At 62.0% G+C, this 19,372-nt stretch carries 20 protein-coding genes; 12 read left to right on the top strand and 8 right to left on the bottom strand.

Annotated elements, in window-relative coordinates; genetic code table 11:
- Positions 1 to 226 precede the first annotated feature (226 nt).
- Positions 227 to 1,102 carry a universal stress protein gene (locus tag APH36_RS14525; RefSeq protein ID WP_060499197.1) on the bottom strand — a complete coding sequence of 292 codons (876 nt, stop codon included), beginning with the start codon at positions 1,100 to 1,102 and terminating at the stop codon, positions 227 to 229.
- Positions 1,103 to 1,646: 544 nt separating this feature from the next.
- On the opposite strand from APH36_RS14525, the gene APH36_RS14520 reads away from it, so the two are divergent.
- Complete coding sequence (locus APH36_RS14520) at positions 1,647 to 2,432, top strand: 2-keto-4-pentenoate hydratase (RefSeq protein ID WP_060499196.1); 786 nt, start codon at positions 1,647 to 1,649, stop codon at positions 2,430 to 2,432.
- Here the strand turns inward: APH36_RS14520 and APH36_RS14515 are convergent.
- Positions 2,422 to 3,240 carry a helix-turn-helix domain-containing protein gene (locus APH36_RS14515; RefSeq protein ID WP_025753189.1) on the bottom strand — a complete coding sequence of 273 codons (819 nt, stop codon included), beginning with the start codon at positions 3,238 to 3,240 and terminating at the stop codon, positions 2,422 to 2,424. The two genes, APH36_RS14520 and APH36_RS14515, sit on opposite strands and share 11 nt — an antisense overlap.
- 106 nt (positions 3,241 to 3,346) lie before the next feature.
- Here APH36_RS14515 and APH36_RS14510 point away from each other — a divergent pair, with 106 nt between their 5' ends.
- The 11 genes from APH36_RS14510 to APH36_RS14460 all read left to right on the top strand — a co-directional run bounded on the left by APH36_RS14510 (position 3,347) and on the right by APH36_RS14460 (position 14,025).
- A complete protein-coding gene (locus APH36_RS14510; RefSeq protein WP_060499195.1) occupies positions 3,347 to 3,778 on the top strand; it encodes an MAPEG family protein in 432 nt (143 codons plus the stop codon).
- An 80-nt stretch (positions 3,779 to 3,858) separates the two neighbouring features.
- Positions 3,859 to 4,092 (top strand): hypothetical protein, encoded by a 234-nt coding sequence (locus APH36_RS14505; RefSeq protein WP_016714321.1) that lies wholly within the window; start codon positions 3,859 to 3,861, stop codon positions 4,090 to 4,092.
- A gap of 140 nt (positions 4,093 to 4,232) precedes the next feature.
- Complete coding sequence (gene pstS / locus APH36_RS14500; RefSeq protein ID WP_016714320.1) at positions 4,233 to 5,264, top strand: phosphate ABC transporter substrate-binding protein PstS; 1,032 nt, start codon at positions 4,233 to 4,235, stop codon at positions 5,262 to 5,264.
- A gap of 70 nt (positions 5,265 to 5,334) precedes the next feature.
- On the top strand, positions 5,335 to 6,300 hold the full coding sequence (gene pstC / locus APH36_RS14495) for a phosphate ABC transporter permease subunit PstC (protein WP_060499194.1): 966 nt from the start codon (positions 5,335 to 5,337) through the stop codon (positions 6,298 to 6,300).
- Complete coding sequence (gene pstA, locus APH36_RS14490) at positions 6,300 to 7,193, top strand: phosphate ABC transporter permease PstA (protein WP_016714318.1); 894 nt, start codon at positions 6,300 to 6,302, stop codon at positions 7,191 to 7,193. The genes pstC and pstA overlap by 1 nt, the downstream gene beginning before the upstream one ends.
- A 51-nt stretch (positions 7,194 to 7,244) precedes the next feature.
- Positions 7,245 to 8,030, top strand: a complete 786-nt coding sequence (pstB, locus tag APH36_RS14485) for a phosphate ABC transporter ATP-binding protein PstB (RefSeq protein ID WP_060499193.1) — start codon at positions 7,245 to 7,247, stop codon at positions 8,028 to 8,030.
- Between the two features lie 90 nt (positions 8,031 to 8,120).
- Positions 8,121 to 8,819, top strand: a complete 699-nt coding sequence (locus APH36_RS14480) for a hypothetical protein (protein ID WP_060499192.1) — start codon at positions 8,121 to 8,123, stop codon at positions 8,817 to 8,819.
- Positions 8,819 to 9,418: a hypothetical protein gene (locus APH36_RS14475; protein WP_060499191.1), complete on the top strand. Its 600-nt coding sequence runs from the start codon at positions 8,819 to 8,821 to the stop codon at positions 9,416 to 9,418. Before APH36_RS14480 ends, APH36_RS14475 begins: the two co-directional genes overlap by 1 nt.
- A 258-nt stretch (positions 9,419 to 9,676) precedes the next feature.
- On the top strand, positions 9,677 to 10,864 hold the full coding sequence (locus APH36_RS14470; RefSeq protein ID WP_016714314.1) for a porin: 1,188 nt from the start codon (positions 9,677 to 9,679) through the stop codon (positions 10,862 to 10,864).
- A 130-nt stretch (positions 10,865 to 10,994) separates the two neighbouring features.
- Positions 10,995 to 12,158 (top strand): nitric oxide-sensing protein NosP, encoded by a 1,164-nt coding sequence (gene nosP / locus APH36_RS14465; protein ID WP_060499190.1) that lies wholly within the window; start codon positions 10,995 to 10,997, stop codon positions 12,156 to 12,158.
- A complete protein-coding gene (locus tag APH36_RS14460) occupies positions 12,088 to 14,025 on the top strand; it encodes a NahK/ErcS family hybrid sensor histidine kinase/response regulator (protein ID WP_374754798.1) in 1,938 nt (645 codons plus the stop codon). The genes nosP and APH36_RS14460 overlap by 71 nt, the downstream gene beginning before the upstream one ends.
- Before the next feature lie 106 nt (positions 14,026 to 14,131).
- On the opposite strand, the gene APH36_RS14455 is transcribed toward APH36_RS14460, so the two are convergent.
- From APH36_RS14455 to APH36_RS14430, 6 genes are all read right to left on the bottom strand, one after another.
- A complete protein-coding gene (locus tag APH36_RS14455) occupies positions 14,132 to 14,797 on the bottom strand; it encodes a response regulator transcription factor (RefSeq protein ID WP_019096518.1) in 666 nt (221 codons plus the stop codon).
- A 54-nt stretch (positions 14,798 to 14,851) separates the two neighbouring features.
- On the bottom strand, positions 14,852 to 15,400 hold the full coding sequence (locus APH36_RS14450; RefSeq protein ID WP_060499188.1) for a PQQ-dependent catabolism-associated CXXCW motif protein: 549 nt from the start codon (positions 15,398 to 15,400) through the stop codon (positions 14,852 to 14,854).
- A gap of 123 nt (positions 15,401 to 15,523) precedes the next feature.
- The gene (locus APH36_RS14445) at positions 15,524 to 16,315 is read right to left on the bottom strand and encodes an ABC transporter permease (RefSeq protein WP_060499187.1); all 792 of its coding nucleotides are present in this window, start codon (positions 16,313 to 16,315) and stop codon (positions 15,524 to 15,526) included.
- Positions 16,312 to 17,052: an ABC transporter ATP-binding protein gene (locus APH36_RS14440; protein ID WP_060499186.1), complete on the bottom strand. Its 741-nt coding sequence runs from the start codon at positions 17,050 to 17,052 to the stop codon at positions 16,312 to 16,314. The genes APH36_RS14445 and APH36_RS14440 overlap by 4 nt, the downstream gene beginning before the upstream one ends.
- Positions 17,049 to 18,035, bottom strand: a complete 987-nt coding sequence (locus tag APH36_RS14435; protein WP_060499185.1) for a YVTN family beta-propeller repeat protein — start codon at positions 18,033 to 18,035, stop codon at positions 17,049 to 17,051. The genes APH36_RS14440 and APH36_RS14435 overlap by 4 nt, the downstream gene beginning before the upstream one ends.
- Before the next feature lie 30 nt (positions 18,036 to 18,065).
- On the bottom strand, positions 18,066 to 19,244 hold the full coding sequence (locus APH36_RS14430; protein ID WP_060499184.1) for an ABC transporter substrate-binding protein: 1,179 nt from the start codon (positions 19,242 to 19,244) through the stop codon (positions 18,066 to 18,068).
- Positions 19,245 to 19,372: the final 128 nt, after the last annotated feature.

Raw genomic sequence — 19,372 nt, 5'->3', positions numbered from 1 at the left:
CCTGTAGCAGGCGCAGGAGCGGGGGGATTTGCTGGGGATTATAGGGACGGCCTTGTCAGGCCGACAGGCAGGCGGCTTGATAGTAAACATCAGCGCAATCGATGAAACGCCCTGAGCAGAGCGCTTGCAATGGCAATGCCACTGTACATATTAGTTTCTGGACTTGGGAATGCTGCCCGTAGGCAGTGCAGCCTTCGGAAGGAGGCTGCCCGCTTGGTCCGGGGTGTTATGGCGACACTAGCACATCACACTGCGATTCGTTCAGTACATGCTTGGTGACGCTACCCACCAACAGCTCCTCCAGCGCGCTGGTACCCTGCTTGCCGACCACGATCAGGTCGCATTCCAGCTCCTGTTCCTGTTCGGCAATGCGCCAGCCGGGGTCGCCATGCACCACGATCTGCCGTGCATCGGGCATGCCGGCTGCCTTGCTCAGGGCGGCGAGCTGTGTCACTGCATCCTTGCGGATCACATTGCGGTAGTGGGTGAGGGTGTCGTGGTCGATATGGGCGAAGCGCACGCTGCTTTCGAACGGTGCTTCGTACACATGTAACAGGATGATCTCGGCCTGTGGGGCAATACGCCTGGCCAACGCGATGGCGCGCAGCGATACGGGGGAAAAGTCGACGGGAACCAGCACCGTGCGGTAGGCATCACGAGGGGCAGGCTTGACCACCAGCAAAGGGCAGGGCATGCGGCTGAGCATTTTCTGCACGGTCGAGCCCAGCAGCAGGCGCCGAGCCACGCTTTGGCCCCTGGCGCCGCACACCAGCAGGCTGCTGTGTTTGTCCTGTACCACCCGGGTGATTTCCGTGGTTACCGAGCCGCTGGCAACCTGCACACCTGCAGAGATGTCGTAGCGCTGGAACAACATGGCGGCCAGCGCGTGGATTTTTTCCCCGGCGCTATCCAGTACGCGCTTCAACAGGTCGTCGTCAGGCACTACCAACTGCTTCAGGCGCTCGAAGGGTGCAGGGTTGGCAACGTAGAGCAGGTCAAGCGAGGCCTGTTGCGCCTTGCTCAGGTAGGCGGCGCGCTCCGCAGCGTTGCGGGCATAGGGGGACAGGTCGGTGGCAACCAGTATGTGTTTCAGCGGGTTCATGTGGGGCTCCTTGTCCAAGGTTGCGCACAAGGGTCAAGGGTGAACCTTGGCACCGTGCGCCTGGCGGTGCTTGCGTCATTCCGTGCTTGCAACCATCGTCGCGCGAACCCGGCGCGAGGGCTTGATGTGTGTCAATGGAATGGAGAAGCCGCAGCGGATCATGCGGGCAACAGCACGCGCAGCACCCCTGTGACGACAATGGCAAACGCCACCACCGGCAAGAAGGAAAACCATAATGACCAAGTATCAAGGCTTTTCGTACAAAGCCTAATGGTGATTACCTTGCGCAATCAGGTCCGCCGGGTGCCCGCAAACGAACTACGGTGCACTCAAGGCAATCAGCACGCAGCCAGGTGCAGCGTTCAGCTCTTGGGTCAAATGTGGCCCCAGGGTGCGGTAACGTCAGGACCAGGACACCACTGCACCGAGCTGCCGGTGTAGCCGAACAGTTTGTGATGCCAGGTATCACGACACTATATTTATCCTTATCAATTTCAGGCCCTAGCATCTGTCGTCCGCCATCACCCATCTTCATGAGGTCTTGATGAACAGTCCGCTCTTCGTACACCAACGTACCGCAGCCTTGCTTTTGCAGCACTGGCACAGCGGTGACCTGCTGACGGAGCTGCCCGCCAGCCTCAAGCCCGAGACGCTGACGCAAGGCTACGACAGCCAGGACCAGTTTTTTGCTGCCGCCGCTGGGCAGCGCGCCGGGTGGAAGCTGGGTGTCGGCAGCCCTGCGGGCATGCGTGCAGCCAATTTGTCCCGGCCCCTGATTGGCCAGCTGGAAGCCAAGCGCTGCCACGCAAGCGGTGCGCACATCGAGCTGCCTGCTGTAACGCCCGTCACTGTCGAATGCGAGGTCGCCTTCGTGCTCGACCGTGATATCCCCCCGCAAGCCGGGCGGGTGCCGGTCAGTGAAGATATCCGCGCCACCTGCGTCACGTTCGAAGTGGTGCGTTCGCGTTTCGTTGACCGCAAGGCTGTCGGCTGGCCGAGTTTTGTCGCGGACAACGTCGGGTTTGAAGCACTGGTGGTCAGCGACAGCCTGGGCGCAGGTATCGACATACCCCTGTTGGCCGACCTGGCGGAAACCACCGAGGTTTACGTGGACGGTGAATGTCGGGCGCGGGGTTTGTCTGGCGATGCGGCAACCGACCCGCTGGTATCGCTGGCTCACCTTTATGCCCACGCCGCCGAGCGTGGGCAGACCCTGAAGGCGGGTGATGTGGTGACCACCGGGGCGATGTGCCAGCCGTTCGACCTGAATGGAACCGGGCATCAGGTCAGTGCCAGGTTCCTTGGCCAGACGTTGTCGTTCACCCTGTAACGGCCGACCACTGTTCGAATGCCGCCTGCATCCGCTGCCGTGTCTGCGGGTCGGCAGGGATCAGGTGCTCGATGCGCAGTGATTGCACGGTAATGTCCTGCGGCATGCCGAATGTGGTGAAGGTGGACAGAAACGTCAGCACACCGTAAGGCGTGCATACACGGGTGAGCAACACGGGAGCCGCCGCCGCCGTTTCAAGTGGGCTGGCCGGGGCCGGCAGGCTGTGCAAGCGCTCGGCCAGTGCCGGGTTGCCGGCGGCCTCCCTGGTGGCGCGCTGCCAGGCAGCGGCGCGGATCTCTTGCGCATTGGCCAGGTGGTCGCCCAGGCCGCCAGGGCAGAGCAGTGTTTGCAAGAGGTTAAGCCCTGTCACCGGTTGTGCCGTAACGCCTGCCATCGCCAACAGCAGACCCGTACTGGTATTGGCGGCGATGACGTCCCAGTTGCTGTCGATGACGATTGCCGGTGCGGGGTTGTTCACCTGCAGGATATGGTCGATAGCGGTGTGTACCAAGGCCAGTTCAGGCGCATCGAGTGGCGAGGCCGCGTAGCGGGGCGCGTACCCGGCGGCGACGAACACCTCATTACATAACGCCAGCGGCGCGCCAAGCGCCGAAAGCAGGGCATGCAAGGTGCTCGGGCTGGGCTTGGCGCGCCCGGTTTCCACACAGCTCAGATGACGCTGCGACAGCCCCGCCAGCAGCGCCAGTTCCAGTTGGCTGAGGTTGGCCTGCCGGCGCAGCTGACGCAGATGCTGGCCCGCCGTGGTCTGTGGGGCAGGGGTATTTCGATGGAAAAGATGCGGATTCATGCGTTGCCCTGATCGTCCTTGAGTGCAATGTCCATGACCTCACGGGTCATTGAGCGCAAGCAACCCTATCACTACTGTGCTGGCAAACCCTACCAAGGAGAGGACGATGGGCTTGCATGTCTTTGCGCTTTGCGTGGCCGCGTTGTTCCTGAAGATGTTCCTGGTCTCCTGTTATCAGGGTTACCACCGCTTGCGCGTTGTCGCGTTCACCAACCCGGAGGATGCCGCTGTCTTCAAGCGCGCCCCTCAGCCAGCGGAGCGCCCGCAGGTAATCCGCGCCGCCAGAGTGTGGGCCAATGATCTTGAGAACATCCCGGCTTTTTTTGCCCTTGGCGGGCTGGCCATTGCACTGGATTCGCCTGCCGCACTCACTGCCTGGCTGTGCGTCGTGTTCACCTTGGCCAGGGGCCTGCACACAGGGGCCTACCTGGCGGCGCTGCAGCCTTGGCGAACACTTTTCTATGGTATCGGTGTGCTCTGCCTGCTGGGCTTTTGCGTGCTCATCCTGATGAGGGTATTCAGCCTTTACCGGGCCTGATGACCGCCCGCGCAATTTTGCATGAGTCAGCTTGATGCTTTCCTCTAGCAGTACTAATACTAAAGCACTGCCGAAGAGGGATGATCATGCAGACGCGCTTCGTTGTGGTTCCTGCCGTGCCGCTCCAGAAAGAAATCTACCCGCGCCGCCTCGGCTTTCCTGCCGTGTTGGGGGAGGGCTACGACCTTTATGACACGCAAGACAAGATGCGCCTGAGCCTCAACTTTCCGACCCGGGCTGCGGCGGAGTTCGAGTGCCTATGCCGTAACCGCTGCCCAGAAACAGATGAGGGGGGTATTGCCGGCCTTGGTTGATGCCGGTGAGCCGCGCATGGCATCAATCTGTCGTGATGGCGCAACCAGAAAGCTCTAACGTGCGGCCTGCCATTCAATAGTCACAAAGCTGTAACACAGCTGATGCAAAGTGTGCCGGCCATCACACGGAGCACATTTTGATGAAACGCCTGATGAAGTCTGCTGCACTCGCTGTTGCCGTTTCCCTCTGCGCCACTTCGGCAGCCTTTGCTTCCGAAAACGTTCGCCTGACCGGTTCCGGTGCCAGCTTCCCTGCACCCATCTACCTGACCTGGTTCAAGGACTTCAGCAAGAACACCGCTGGCGTCACCGTTGATTACCAGTCCAAGGGGAGCGGGGCGGGTGTACAGGACTTCCTGAACAAGACCGTCGACTTCGCCGCCAGCGACTCGGCCATGAGCGAAGCAGACATTGCCAAGGTTGGCGAAGGCGTGCAGTTGCTGCCAATGACCGCCGGTGAAATCGTGCTGGCTTACAACCTGCCGGGCAACCCTAAAGGCCTGAAGCTGCCGCGCGATGTGTACTCCAACATCTTCCTCGGCAAGATCACCCAGTGGAACGACCCGCAAATCGCTGCGGCCAACCCTGAGCTGAAGCTGCCTGCCACCCCGATCACCGTGGTGGTGCGTGCCGACTCCAGCGGTACCACCGCCGTCTTCACCAAGCACCTGTCGGCCATCAACGCTGACTTCAAGCAAGGGCTGGGTGAAGGCAACACCGTTAACTGGCCGGCCACTGACAAGTTCATCAAATCGCCGAAAAACGATGGCGTAACCGCCACCGTCCGCCAGACCCCAGGCGCCATCGGCTACATCGAGTACGGTTTTGCCAAGCTGGCCAAGGTCGACTTCGCCGTGCTGCAGAACAAGGCTGGCCAATACGTCGTGCCGAACGCCGAGAGCGGTGCCGAAGCACTGGCTGCGGTGAACATGCCGGAAAACCTGGTGGCCTGGCTGCCAGACCCGACCGGTGCCAAGTCCTACCCGATCACCTCCTACACCTGGATGATCTTCCGCAAGGACAACGGCAACCCGGCCAAGGCCAAAGCCATGCGTGAAATGGTCGAGTACAGCCTGACCAAAGGCCAGACCATCGCCGATTCGATGGGTTACATCCCGCTGCCACCGTCGGTTGTCGACCAGGTGCGCAAAGCGTCGGCCAACATCCAGTAATACCCAGGCGCTCCCGGTATGGCAGTGAAGCCGTGCCGGGCGTGTTTGTCCCTTGTCCCGGAATTTGCCCATGAACACACCCTTTGCCATACCGGATAACCCCGACTCCGCGTGCCAGCCACCGTCTGCGAAAGACTTCCTGGTTGACCGTACCTTCCGTGCGCTTGCACGCATTGGTGTGGTGCTGGTATTGGCGCTGGTCGTCGCGCTGGTCTACGAAGTGGGCCGCAAGGCACTGCCAGGCATTGAAAAACACGGTTTTGACGTGCTGTTCGGCACGGTCTGGGACGTTAACCAAGGCAAGTACGGTATTCTGCCAGCGATCTGGGGCACGCTTTACAGCGCCTTCATCGCACTGTTGATCGCCGGTTTCTTTGGCGTCAGCATGGCCATTTTCCTTACCCAGGATTTCCTGCCGGCACGGCTGGCTGCCGTGTTCCGCACCATCGTCGAGCTGCTCGCCGCCATCCCCAGCGTGGTGTATGGCCTGTGGGGCATCTACGTCGTTATCCCGGCCATCCGCCCGCTGACCACCTGGTTGAGCAGCGAGCTGGGCTGGATCCCGTTCTTCGGCACCTCCCTGAGTGGCCCTGGCCTGCTGCCTGCGGCACTGGTGTTGGCCATCATGATACTGCCGACCATTGCCGCCGTTTCCCAGGATGCGCTCACCAGCGTACCGATGAAAACCAAGCAGGCGGCCTACGGCATGGGGACTACCCACTGGGAAGCCATCCTCAAGGTGATGGTGCCATCCGCCGCCACCGGCATCTTTGGCTCGCTAGTGCTGGGCCTGGGCCGTGCCCTGGGTGAAACCATGGCGCTGGCCATGCTGGTCGGCAATGCCAACACCATTTCCGTGTCCCTGTTCGCCCCGGCCAACACCCTGGCGGCGCTGCTGGCGCTGAACTTCCCGGAAGCCGGCCCGAACGAGGTCGAAGTACTGATGTACGCCGCACTGGTGCTGATGTTCATCACCCTGCTGGTGAACGTGCTCGGCTCGATGATCATGCTCTACGCCCAGCGGGGTAACAAATAATGACGGACCTCAGCACCCCAACAACTGCTTTGCCCAGCCTGCAGCGCAAGCTGGAAGGCCGTGCCCTGCGCAGCCTGATACTGACCACCCTGGCCTGGGTGGCCGCACTGGTGGCCAGCGTGCCGCTGATTTCCGTGCTGTACATGCTGGTTACTCGCGGCGGTGCACGCCTTAACCTGGAAGTGTTCACTGAGCTGCCACCCACCGGCTTCGAGATGGGCGGTGGCTTCGGCAACGCCATGGCCGGTACCTTCGTCATGGTCGGTATCGCCGCAGCCATCGCGGTACCGGTTGGCATCTTGGCGGCGGTATTCCTGGCCGAGCTCGGGCCGGACAGCAAGCTGGCCAACGCCGCGCGCTTTGCCGCCAAGATGCTCACTGGCCTGCCGTCGATCCTGGCCGGTGTATTTGCCTACGCCCTGGTGGTGATGACCACCGGTACCTATTCGGCGCCGGCCGGTGGCGTGGCCCTGGCGGTACTCATGCTGCCGATCGTGGTGCTGACCGCCGAAGAGTCGATGAAGATGGTGCCCAAGATCATGAAAGATGCTGCCTACGGCATGGGTTGCACCCGTGCACAGGTGATCTGGAAGATCGTCTTGCCCACCGGCCTGCCGGCCATCCTGACCGGCGTCATGCTGGCCGTGGCCCGCGCCGCTGGCGAAACCGCGCCGCTGCTGTTCACCGCGCTGTTCAGCAACTACTGGATTTATCACGACGGCAGCCTGGCGGTCATGAACCCGACTGCCTCGCTGGCCGTACTGATTTACAACTTCTCCGGCATGCCGTTCGACAATCAGCTGGAGCTCGCCTGGGCGGCCTCGCTGGTACTGGTAATGATCGTGCTGGTAATCAACATTCTTAGCCGTGTATTCGGCAAGCCCAAGTATTGAGAAAGGGAGCATCCAAACTTGAACGTATCCACAGCACAAAAGGCCGCTCCCATGGTCAACGAAGCCCCCATCGTCATGGACTGCAAGCTGGACAAGATCTTCTACGGCAACTTCATGGCCGTACGCGACAGCCATGTGCCGATCCGCAAGAACGAGATCACCGGCTTCATCGGGCCGTCCGGCTGCGGCAAGAGTACCGTGCTGCGTAGCCTCAACCGCATGAACGACCTGGTCAAAGGCTTCCGCTTCGAAGGGCATGTGCACTTCCTGGGCCAGGATGTCTACGGCAAGGGCGTCGACCCGGTAGTCGTGCGCCGCTACATCGGCATGGTGTTCCAACAGCCCAACCCTTTCTCGATGAGCATCTTCGACAACGTTGCCTTTGGCCTGCGCCTGAACCGCTACAAGGGCGACCTGGGTGACCGCGTAAAGCACGCCCTGCAAGGCGCCGCCCTGTGGGACGAAGTGAAGGACAAGCTCAAGGTCAGCGGCCTGTCCCTGTCCGGCGGCCAGCAGCAGCGCCTGTGTATTGCGCGTGCTATTGCCACCGAACCGGAGGTGCTGCTGCTGGACGAGCCGTGCTCGGCACTCGACCCCATCGCTACCCGCCGCGTGGAAGAGCTGATGGTCGAACTGAAGAAGGACTACACCATCGCGCTGGTCACCCACAACATGCAGCAGGCGATTCGTGTCGCCGACACCACCGCGTTCTTCTCGGTCGATATCTCCCAGGGTACCCGTACCGGTTACCTGGTCGAGATGGGCCCGACCACGCAGATTTTCCAGAACCCGCGTGAACAACTGACTGCCGACTACATCAGCGGCAAGTTCAGCTGATCGCTTTTCAAGGTGGCCGGGCGTTGCAGACAGGAAGGGTGCAACGCCCGGCCGCGTTACCTTCCGTTAAAGTGTTACCCGGGATTTCCAATGCGAGCGATGCGTCGTCTTGATCTGTCAGCGGTAGAGCGCGCACTGCGCGAGGTGCAAGGCCGCTTTGCCGAACTCAGCCAGCATTTCACCGAACCGAGGGACCCGTTCACCGACGAGGTGCTGCTGAATGTGCTTGAAGGCTATGCCCTGATTGACGACTATGTCGCTCGCGGTATCGACCTGTTCGACCTGCAACAGCTGAACCTGATGCTGGAAATCAATGCCACCGTGCTGTGCGGCAGCGACCAGGCCCGCCGCCTGGAGTTCGCCCCCCACCTGGCTGCAACCGAGGCGCACTTTTTCAACAACGTCGAAGGTGGCATCAAGGATTTGTACAACTGGTACTGCGCGTACCGCAGCGATTCGGTCTGGAAGCGGGCTGCCGGTGTGTATGTACGTATCCTCAGCAAGCCGCAGCTGTTCATCGAAGGCAACAACCGCACGGGTTCGCTCATTGTCAGCTATTTGCTGATGCGTGCCGGGCTGCCGCCATTCGTGCTGTCGCTGGATAACGCCGAGGGTTACTTCAACCCGTCCTCGGTCATTCGCAACTCCGCCAAACACGGTGTCAAGGCTTTGTACGAACTACCCAAAATCAAGAAAAAGTACGCCGCTTTCCTTGAAGCGAAGGCGCCTGAGCCCGACAAGTTCTTTCTGAGCAGTACGCCTGTGCCTGCCTGCGAGAGGAGCCGCTGATGCTTCGTTCATCCATGCTCCAGCGCGGGCGCCAAGCCATCGAGCGCAAGCTCAAACGTGGCCAGGTGCGCATTTCCTTTGATATCGACGACACGCTCGCCTGCTTGCCTGAGCACGCTGATGCCGAAGACAGCAAGCTGCCGGGCTTCGTCCACCGCTGGTTGGGCGAACCCCTGCGCAGTGGCACGCGTTCGCTGATTCGCGACCTGCGCCGCCAGGGGTGCAGCATCTGGATCTATACCTCTTCGGGGCGCACACCGGCCTACATTCGCCGCTGGCTGATGTTGTATGGCATCCATGTCGATGGCGTGGTCAACAGCGACCGGCACCAACACATCCTGGCCCAGAAAGGCCTGGAGAATTCCCCCTCGAAGTTACCCTCGGCGTTCGATATCGACCTGCATGTCGATGACTCCGAAGGTGTGCGGCTGGAAGGCGTCGACCACGGGTTCCGCGTTGTGGTCGTGTGCCCGAAGGATGAGAACTGGACACAGAAGGTGAAGGACGCGGCGGTCGATGTGCAGGCACGGCTGGCCTGGCAGCAACCGCACCGCTATGAAATGCCATTGCGCCAGCGTTCGCAGGTGCTTGCTTCCTGAAGCTAAGCGATAGCTCTCAGATAGCGTAATTGGGGCTGCTTTGCAGCCCCGGTTCGTTCAGGTGTATCAATACCCGCCGACCATTTATACATACGTCCTAAGTCTTGCATCCCGACCCAAGCAGGTACCAGCACCTAATCACTGCGCCACCCCCGCCACCCCAAAGCACCCAACACCCCGCCCCAAAGCAGCGTATCTGGCAATTTGCCCTGTTCTGATAATCGCCTCCGACATCCAGTCCCCTGTTTGGAGCGCGCCATGTACAACAACAATAAGCACCTGCCGCCTCGTTTCCTCGCCGCCGCCATCGCCAGCTTTTCTGCCCTGGGCCTGAGTGGCGTCGCCGAAGCCGAGATCATGCTGTATGACAAAGACCAGACCACCTTTTCCACCGACGGCTACATCAATGCCTTCTACGTCAACAGCAAGGTCGACCGCGAAGGCGAGCAGTTCGATCGCCGCCAGTCGCGGGTGAAAATGGGCTTCCTGCCCAACTACCTGGGCTTCAACATGGGCAAGCAGGTGGATGACCTGAAGCTCGGCGCACGTGCCTCGTTCTGGGTCACCATCAACGACAGTGAAACCAACGGCACCGACACCGCCATCGACGTGCGCCAGTTCTACGGCACCGTGGCCAATCCCGAGTGGGGCGAGGTGTTGATCGGCAAGGACTTCGGGCTGTTCGCCCGTTCCAACATCCTGCTCGACGAACTGCTGGCCGGCTACGGCCAGGTCAGTGACACCTTGGGGCTGGTGGACGGCGGCGGGGTGTCGTTCGGCAACATCGGCAGTGGCTACCCATACCCGTTCCCCACCTCGCAGATCACCTACCGCACCCCGGTAATGGACGGCCTGCGCGTGGCGGTGGGCATCATGGACCCGGTGGACACCAACGACAGCAGCCCGACCGGCAAGGCCTACCAGGAAAATCCGCGTACCGAGAGCGAAATTACCTACCAGTTCGACCTGGGCGGGGCGCAGATCTACAGCTGGGTCAACGGCAGCTACCAGACCTCCGACAATACCGACTCGACGGTGGAGACGATCACGTCCAAAGGTGTTGGCTATGGCGTGCAGGCGAAGATGGGCGGGCTGTCGCTGACCGGCTCGGGGTTCCAGGCCAAGGGTATCAACCCGTTCTTTACCAACAATGCCGGCGAACCGGTCTTGCGTAACGTCGACAGTGACGGCTACCTGTTGCAGGGTTCGTACAAGGTCGGCAAGAACCGCATTGCCTTGTCGTATGGCAAGACCAAGGACGACGGCAACGGCGCGGTGGGCAGCGGTGCGGACTACGAGACCCGTGGCGTGGCACTGTTCCATGATGTCAACGACAACCTGAAGCTGGTGGCCGAGTACAACCAGTTTTCCATCGATGGGCATGACACCAGTGCGCAGAACGAAGACACCGATACCTTTGCAGTGGGTGCGGTGCTGACCTGGTAGGCACCCGGGGCCGCAAAGCGGCCCCAACATTTACGCCCATGGAACCGCCCACCCGCTACCCAAGTAGCATTCGTCCCCCGCAAACACCTTCGTACACTGACCCCTCAGCCACCCCGCGCCGGAGACCCCAATGCAGCAGGCTCAAAACGACGGTGTGGTCAGCGCCATGTCCCAGGCCACCGACGCCCGGTTGGCCGCCCAGGACCTGGCGCGGCAATTGCTGCACCCGCACCTGGGTTTCGTGCTGTTCTTCTGTTCCGCCGAATACGACTTGCAGGCCTTGGGTGAGGCCCTGGAGCAGGGTTTTGGCGGCATCCGCCTGGTCGGCTGCACCAGCGCCGGCGAAATCACGCCCCAGGGGTACGGCCGTAATTGCGTCACAGCGGTAGGCTTTGATCACCGGCACTTTTCCATCGCCACCGCGCTGATCGATGAAATGGAGCACTTCAGCCTGATCGACGCGCAGCAGATGGTCGAGCGCCTGGTCGGCACCTGCCGCAGCAATACGTTGGCACCCATCAAGGGTCACAGCTTTGCCCTGACCTTGCTCGACGGCCTGTCCAGCCGCGAGGAAATGGTGCTTGCCGCGCTCAGCGCGGCATTAGGTGACATTCCGCATTTCGGGGGCTCTGCCGGTGACGACAACTACCTGACACGCACCCATGTGTACTACGGCGGCGCCTTTCACAACGGGGCGGCTGTGGTGGTGCTGGTCAACACCTGGCTCGATTTTGAAGTGTTCACCACGCACCACATTTTGCCGCGCCAGGAAAAGCTGGTGGTAACCGGCGCCGACAGCGCCCAGCGCCGGGTTTTCGAATTGAATGCCGAGCCCGCAGCCGAAGAGTACGCCCGCCACATCGGCGTACCCGTGGCTGCGCTTGACCATCGGGTGTTCGCTGCCCACCCGCTGGCTGTACGTATTCACGACCAATACTACGTGCGGGCGATCCAGCAGGTGCACCCGGACCTGAGCCTGAGTTTTTACTGTGCAGTGGAAAACGGCATCGTGCTCACGGCCATGACCCCGGGCCCGCTGTTGCCCAACCTGCACCAGCTGTTCGACGGCCTGCGCCAGCGCCTCGGCCCGCTGCTGCTGACCATTGGTTGTGATTGCTTCCTGCGGCGGCTGGAACTGGAGGCCCGGCAGGGCCTGGAACCGGTCGGCGCGTTTCTGCGTGAGCAGCGGGTGATCGGCTTCAACACCTACGGAGAACAGTTCAATGGCATGCACATCAACCAGACCTTCACCGGGGTCGCCATTGCCCGCAACCGGCCTCCTGTCGGGCGCTGAACTGCAGGCCGAGGTCACCCGGCTGCAGCACGAAAACCAAAAGCTGCAGCGGATCAACGGTGCGTTGATCGAACGCATCGAGTCTGGGGTAACCCGGGGCAACGATCCCTATGCGGCGTTTCAGCATTCCGTGGTGCTGGCCGAGCAGGTACGTGAACGCACCGATGCCCTGAACCAGGCCATGGCCGAGCTCAAGGCCGTCAACCGCTTGCTCAGCGAGGCCCGACAGCGGGCCGAGACCGCCCACCAGCACCAGATTCGCCTGATTACCGATAATGTACCGGCGCTGATCGCTTACCTGAACGCCGATCTGGTCTACGAGTTCACCAACAAGGTCTACGAGGAATGGTACTGCTGGCCGCACGGTGTGATGCTCGGCCAGAGCCTGCGCGAGGCCCACAGCGAGCAGCACTATCAGCGCCTGGAAGCCTATGTGGCACGCGCACTGGCGGGGGAGAGCGTTACCTTCGAATTTGCCGAAACCAATATCAATGGCCAGGAACGCTACATGCTGCGCTCCTACGTGCCGAACCGCCTGGCCAGCGGCGAGGTGGTGGGCATCTTCGTGTTGATCCGCGATATTACCGAGCGGCGCAACACTGCCCAGGCGCTGCACCAGGCCTATCAGCACCTGGAGCAGCGGGTGCGTGAACGCACCGCCGAACTCACCAGCCTCAACGACCAGTTGCTGCGTGAAATCGAAGAGCGAAGCCAAGCCGAGGCTCGCCTGCGCGAGGCCAAGCGCGAGGCCGAACAGGCCAACCTGTCGAAAACCAAGTTCCTCGCAGCGGTCAGCCACGACCTGCTGCAACCGCTGAACGCGGCGCGGCTGTTCACCAGCGCATTGCTGGAGCGCCGCGACCCGCAAGACAGTGCCCACCTGGTGCGTAACGTCAGCAATTCGCTGGAAGATGTGGAAAACCTGCTCGGCACTCTGGTCGACATTTCCAAGCTCGATGCCGGGGTGATCAAAGCCGATGTCGCCCCGTTTGCCCTGCGCGAGCTGATGGACAACCTTGCTGCCGAATACGCACAGGTGGCGCGCAGTGAAGGCCTTGAACTGCATTTCGTGGGCTGCTCGGCGGTGGTGCGCAGTGACATCCAGCTGCTGGCGCGGATCCTGCGCAACCTGCTCAGCAATGCCATTCGCTATACCCGCAGCGGGCGTGTGGTGCTGGGCTGCCGGCGCCTGCGTGGCGGTCTGCGGATCGAAGTGTGGGACAGTGGCATCGGCATTGCCGAAGAGCACCTGGACGACATGTTCCAGGAGTTCAAGCGCGGTGATGTACAGCGCCCGGACCAGGACCGTGGCTTGGGCCTGGGCCTGGCGATTGTAGAAAAGATCGCCGGCATCCTTGGGCATCGGATAAGGGTACGTTCATGGCTTGGCAAAGGCTCGGTATTTGCCGTCGAAGTGCCACTGAGCACCACCGCGCCCAAAACTCAGCCGAGCCAGGTGGTCAGCGAGCCGATGCTCGAGCGCCTGCGCGGGGCGCGGGTGTGGGTGCTGGATAACGACGCGGCGATTTGCGCCGGCATGCGCACCTTGCTGGAGGGGTGGGGCTGCCGGGTGGTCACGGCGCTGTCGGAGGAAGACCTGGCGCGCCAGGTGGACAACTACCATGCCGAAGCCGACCTGTTGATAGCGGATTACCACCTGGACAACGACTGCAACGGTGTCGACGCCGTGGCGCGGATCAATGCCCGGCGCACCCAGCCATTACCGGCGTTGATGATAACCGCCAACTACAGCAACGACCTCAAGCAGCAGATTCGCGAGCTGGGCCACACCCTGATGCACAAGCCGGTGCGGCCGATGAAGCTCAAGACGGCGATGAGTCATCTGCTGGCAAACAGCGGGACATAGCTACCGGCCTCTTCGCGGGCAAGCCCGCTCCCACAGGAATTCTACAGGCTTCAAAGCTGCACAATCCCTGTGGCAGCGGGCTTGCCCGCGAAGAGGCCAGAACAGGCTAACGCCGCAGGTAATCAGCAAAATCAATATCACCAGCACTCAAGATGGCCTGGACCCGATTATGCACATTGAGCTTGCGCAAGATCGCCGAAACATGGGCCTTGACCGTGGTTTCAGCGATATCCAGCGTATAGGCAATCTGCTTGTTCGACTCCCCCTTGGTCATGCGCTCCAGCACCAACAGCTGCTTGCGTGTCAGGGCCTGGAGCATTTCCGGCGGGAAGCTCGGCGCCTCGTTGTGGCGCCGGCTGGTGCTGCTTTTCTGGGCGCGGATGATGTCGGGCGGCAGGTAGACATTGCCGTTGAGGATCTGCTCGATCGCTTCGATCATCTGCGAACGGGGCGAGGACTTGGTGATGAAACCCACGGCACCGTAGGTGATGGCCTGCAGCACGATCTGCTTTTCCTGCTCGGCCGAAACGATCACCACCGGGGTGGTCGGCGCCTCGTTGCGCAGGGTAATCAGGCCGTTAAGGCCGTGCATGCCGGGCATGTTCAGGTCGAGCAGGATCAGGTCGAGGTCGTCGTGCGCCTGGGTCAGGGCCAGGGCGCTGTCCAGGTCGGCGGTTTCCATGACCTCGCTGCCCTGGAAACCATCGCTGATGACGTTGTGGATGGCTTCGCGAAACAGCGGGTGATCGTCGGCAATCAAAATTTTGTACATGGCCTTTTCACCTTGTTTTTATTGGAGGGGGCGGGGCACGCATTTGCAGGCAGTTCAGGGAAAGGGCACGGGTTGTGCTGGCTGCAGCGGCAGGTTGGCCTGCTGCCAGGCGTCCAGGCCGTCGCGGTACCAGTACAGGTTGTTGTAGCCCAGGGCTCTAGCGCGTTTTACCGCGTTCCAGCTTAACCAGCAATCGGAGCGGCAATAAAAAACCAGGGGGTGCTCCGGGTGCCCGGCAGTGGCTTTTTGCAGGTTGCGCACGAAGTAGTCCTGCCAGGCCGGGCTCAGCTCGCCGTCGCCGGTGTTGGCCAGCCAAAGGCTACCGGGGAGGTTGGCGTGCGGTTCGTCTTCGATGAATTGGCCTTGCAGCCATTGGCGGCGATAGACGTCGATCAGTACGGGCCTGGGGCTGTTTGCCAGCAGCGTTTGCAGCGCGGCGGTGTCGATGACCTGGCCGCCCTCGACCTGTTGCGGGGTCGGGCTGCGGTAGAGGGTGGCGCGGTAGCCTTCGGCGGAAAACAGCGGGGTGGTGTCGGCCTGGGCGATACCCAGTGACAGAAACAGCGAAAGGGCAGCCAGCAAAGGGTGCGGGGCACGTGGCATGGTTTTATCCTTCTTGTTATAGGCCCATTACATGCCAGCGGTGGTGTGTTGTGAATGCGACGATCAGACAGCAAAGGCAGTACTAAAGTAGTAGAAAAATGCTCAGGTATATGGGCGACAGGTTCAACGCGGCTTGCGCAGCGCCGCATGCTGGGGGTTGAAAGTGAGGATCGCCAGCAGGGTGAACAGCGCCGTCAACCCAAGGCACACCACCAACGCCAGCAGGTTCAGGCGCTCGTAAAGGGCAAAGCGCACAAGTTCTACCGCATGGGTGAACGGGTTCACCGCACACAGCCAGTACAGCCACTGGCTGGCCTCGCGCATCTTCCACAGCGGGTACAACGCCGACGACAGAAAAAACAGCGGGAAGATCACGAAGTTCATCACCCCGGCAAAGTTCTCCAGCTGGCGGATCGCGTTCGACAGCAGCAGCCCCAGGGCGCTGAGCATCAACGCAACCAGCAGCATTGCCGGCAGTGCCAGCAGCAGGCCCGCAGCGGGCGGCTGTACGCCGTACAGCCAGGCGATGGCGAGGAAGGCATACACCTGCAGCAGGGAAATCAACGCGGTCGCCAACAGCTTGCTGCCCAGCAGGAACGGCCGTGGCAATGGGCTGGTCAGCAGCACGCGCATGCTGCCCATCTCCCGGTCATACACCATCGACAGCGAGCCCTGCATGCCATTGAACAGCAATATCATGCAGGCCAGGCCCGGGATGATGTACACCTCGTAGGGAATGTAGGTGTCGTAGGGCTCGATGATGGCAATGCCCAGGGCCGCACGAAACCCGGCGGCGAACACCAGCAACCACAGCAGCGGGCGCACCAGCGCACTGAGCAGGCGCGTGCGCTGCATCACGAAGCGTAGCCATTCGCGCAGCATGATGCCGTTGAAACATTGCCAGTAAGCGTTCATTGGGCGTTGGCTCCTGAGGGCGCGCTGGTCAGCCGGGCAAAGGCACTGTCGAGGTCGCCACCGTGCTCCAGGCTCAGGGCGTCGGCGGTACCGCGTGCTACCAGGCGGCCTTGATGCAATATGAGCAGGTCATCGCTGGGCTGGACCTCGTCCAGCAGGTGGGTGGTCCACAGCACGCTGAGCTGCTGCTCGCGGCACAGCCGTCGTACGTGCTGGTTGAGCGCCAGGCGGCTGGCCGGGTCGAGGCCGACACTGGCTTCGTCAAGCAGTAGCAGGCGTGGTTCGTGCAGCAGGGCGCGGGCAATCTCCACCCGGCGCCGATGGCCGATGTTCAGCGCACGAACACGCTCATGCCGACGTTCGCCCAGCCCTTGACGGGCCAGTTCGGCGTCGACTCGTTGGTTGCTCTGGTGCCGCGACAGGCCATGCAGCGCCGCGTGGTAGCGCAGGTTCTGTTCAACGGTCAGGTCCAGGTCGAGGGTGCTTTGCTGAAACACCACGCCCAGCTGGCGCAAAGCCGGGCGTGCGGCATTGCGCAGCGAGCAGCCGCCTACGCGGATGTCGCCGTGCTGCAGGTCGTACAGGCGGGTAAGCAACGCGATAAGTGTCGATTTGCCAGCACCGTTGGGGCCCAGCAATGCGGCGAAGTGCCCTGGCGCCAGGCTGAACCCGACCTGTTTGAGTGCCGCGCGCTGGCCATAGGCAAAGCTTACGTCACTGACGTCGAGGGCGTTCATGGTGTGACCACCACACCCCAGGGGTAGCGCCCGACCTTCACCGACTTGAGCACTTTGAGGTTTTTCGCATCGATGACCGAAACATCGCCGCTGACGCCGTTGGTGGCCAGCAACTGGCTCTGGTCCGGCGTGAACGCCAGCTGCCAGACCCGTCGCCCGACCAGCAGGTAGTCGAGTACCTCGTAGGTGTTGGCATCGATCACCGCCACATGGTTGGCCGGGCCCAGGGCGACGAAGGCGTACTTGCCATCGGCGCTGAGCTTGATGCCCACCGGCTGGACCTTGTCCGGGTGTACGCCCTTGATCTGGAAGTTCAGGGTTTTGAGTACCTGGCGCGTGGCCACGTCAAGAATGGTCACCGTGCCGCCGATTTCCGCCGATGCCCACAGCCGCGAACCGTCCTTGTTGAACTCGACGAAGCGTGGCCGCTGATCGACCAGGGTGCTGTCGGCCAACGTCTGAGTGCTGGTGTCGATCCAGTGCAGCATGTTGGTGGTTTCGCTGGTGTTGACTGCCCATTTGCCGTCAGGGCTGACCGCCATGCCTTCGGGTTCGATGCCAACGTCGATCTGCCCCAGCACCTCGTCGGTGACGGTGTCGATCACTGTCACCAGTGCGTCATCCTCGTTGGACACGTACAGCCAGCGGTCGTTGGGGTGCAGGGCGAACTGCTCGGGGTCCTTGCCGGAGGGCAGCTCCTTGATGATCTTGCGGGTGGCCACGTCCATCACCTGCACCCGGTCCGAATCGCTGGCGCAGATGTACAGCAGTTTGTTGTCGTGGGACAGCAGCAGGCCGCGCGGGCGCTGGCCGACCGGCAAGGTGTCGGTGACTTCAAGCGTTTGCATGTCGATCAGGCTGAGGCTGTTGTCTTTCTCGTTGGAGACCCAGGCAGTGGCAGCCATGGTGTGCCCGCTGGCCAGTGCCAGGGCGGCCGATAGCAGGCTGGGGCAAAGCAGGGCCCTGTGAAAGAGGCGGCGCATGGCGAATTCCTTATTGTTGTGGTGATCGGGTCAGGGGTAGCTGCAGGTCACTTCGGGCTTGTCGTAGCCCAGGCTGTCCATTTCGTTGAAGGGGTGTAGGAAACCTTCCTGCGGCGAGGTGCTGACCAGGGCGCGCGGCTGTACCAGCGGGATTGGCTGGCGCAGTTCGCCGTTCCACGGGCGGTAGCTGAGCTTGCGGCCCTTGAACCCGTCCAGCGGCAACTGTTCGCTGAGCAGCAGTTGCTGCAACGCACGTGGTTCGGTCTGGCGCAGTTTGCTGACTGCACTGGCGACGCTGCGCACGGCCATCCAGGCGGCAAAGTCGCGGTCGTTCATCCAGCGCCCGGCCTGGGCTTCGAAGCGCTTTTGCAGCTGCGCGGCGCCGAAGGTTTCCACGGTCTTGTGCCAGCCGGTGGGGGTCAGCCCCTGGGTGCCTGCCACCGGGCGCGGGTACCAGGTCTGGTAGGGCAGGTACTCGCCGAAGTCGCCGCGTTCGTCCGCCACAAGCACCACATCGTATTCGGCGGTTTGCGTGAACAACGGCATGTCGGCCTGGGCGCTGCGGCGCTGGTCGTTGTCAAAGGTCCAGGCTTTCTCTGCAACCAGCTGCACGCCAAAGCGCTTCATGGCCCTGCGCAGGGCGGCGGCGTAAGCCTGGTCGTCCTCGGTCTGGCCGACCACCAACAGCGCCCGCTGCCATTTGCGCAATACCATGAACTGCACCAGGGCGTCGGCCAGCATGGCCCGGCTCGGCAGGCTGTGCAGCACATTGCCCGGGCACTGGCTGCTGCGCAAGCTGTCGTCGGGGCTGCCGGCATTGAACAGCAGGCTGTCGGGCAGGGCGGCAGACAACGCGCGCAGGCTGGCGGCCGGGGCATTCACCACGAACAGCCGCAGGCCCTGGTCGTGCTGGGCCTTGGCCGCCTGCAGCAAGGCTTCGGGGCTGTCGGCGGTGGCCTTGGCCAGCTGGAATTGCTGCTTCAGGAAGCGCCCTGTGCTGTTGCTGTCGACAATCGCCAATTCCGCGCCTTGCAGCCCGGCATCGGCAGGCTCGGGGATGATGTTGGACAACAACGGGCCTGGGTCGGGGCGATAGCTCAGGTAGCCGATGCGTACCTGCAAGGGTTCTGCGGCGGATGCCAGCGGTGCGCACAGCGCTGCGGCCAGGGCCAGCAGACAGGTCAGGGCAAGAGGGGCAGGCTGGCGCATAACATACTCCACGGCAGATGGCGCCAGCATAGGAAGCCCACTGGGAGGGGGAAATATGCAGAAAGTAGCGCCCGGCCGGTACCAAGGTAGTAATTCGGCCTAGGTGCTGCGGCTTTACGATGGGAAAC

It is taken from the genome of Pseudomonas sp. NBRC 111133, assembly GCF_001320605.1.
Taxonomy (GTDB): Bacteria; Pseudomonadota; Gammaproteobacteria; order Pseudomonadales; family Pseudomonadaceae; genus Aquipseudomonas; species Aquipseudomonas monteilii.
The sequence above is the reverse complement of the archived record's forward strand: the minus strand, read 5'-3'. Positions and strand labels throughout refer to the sequence as shown.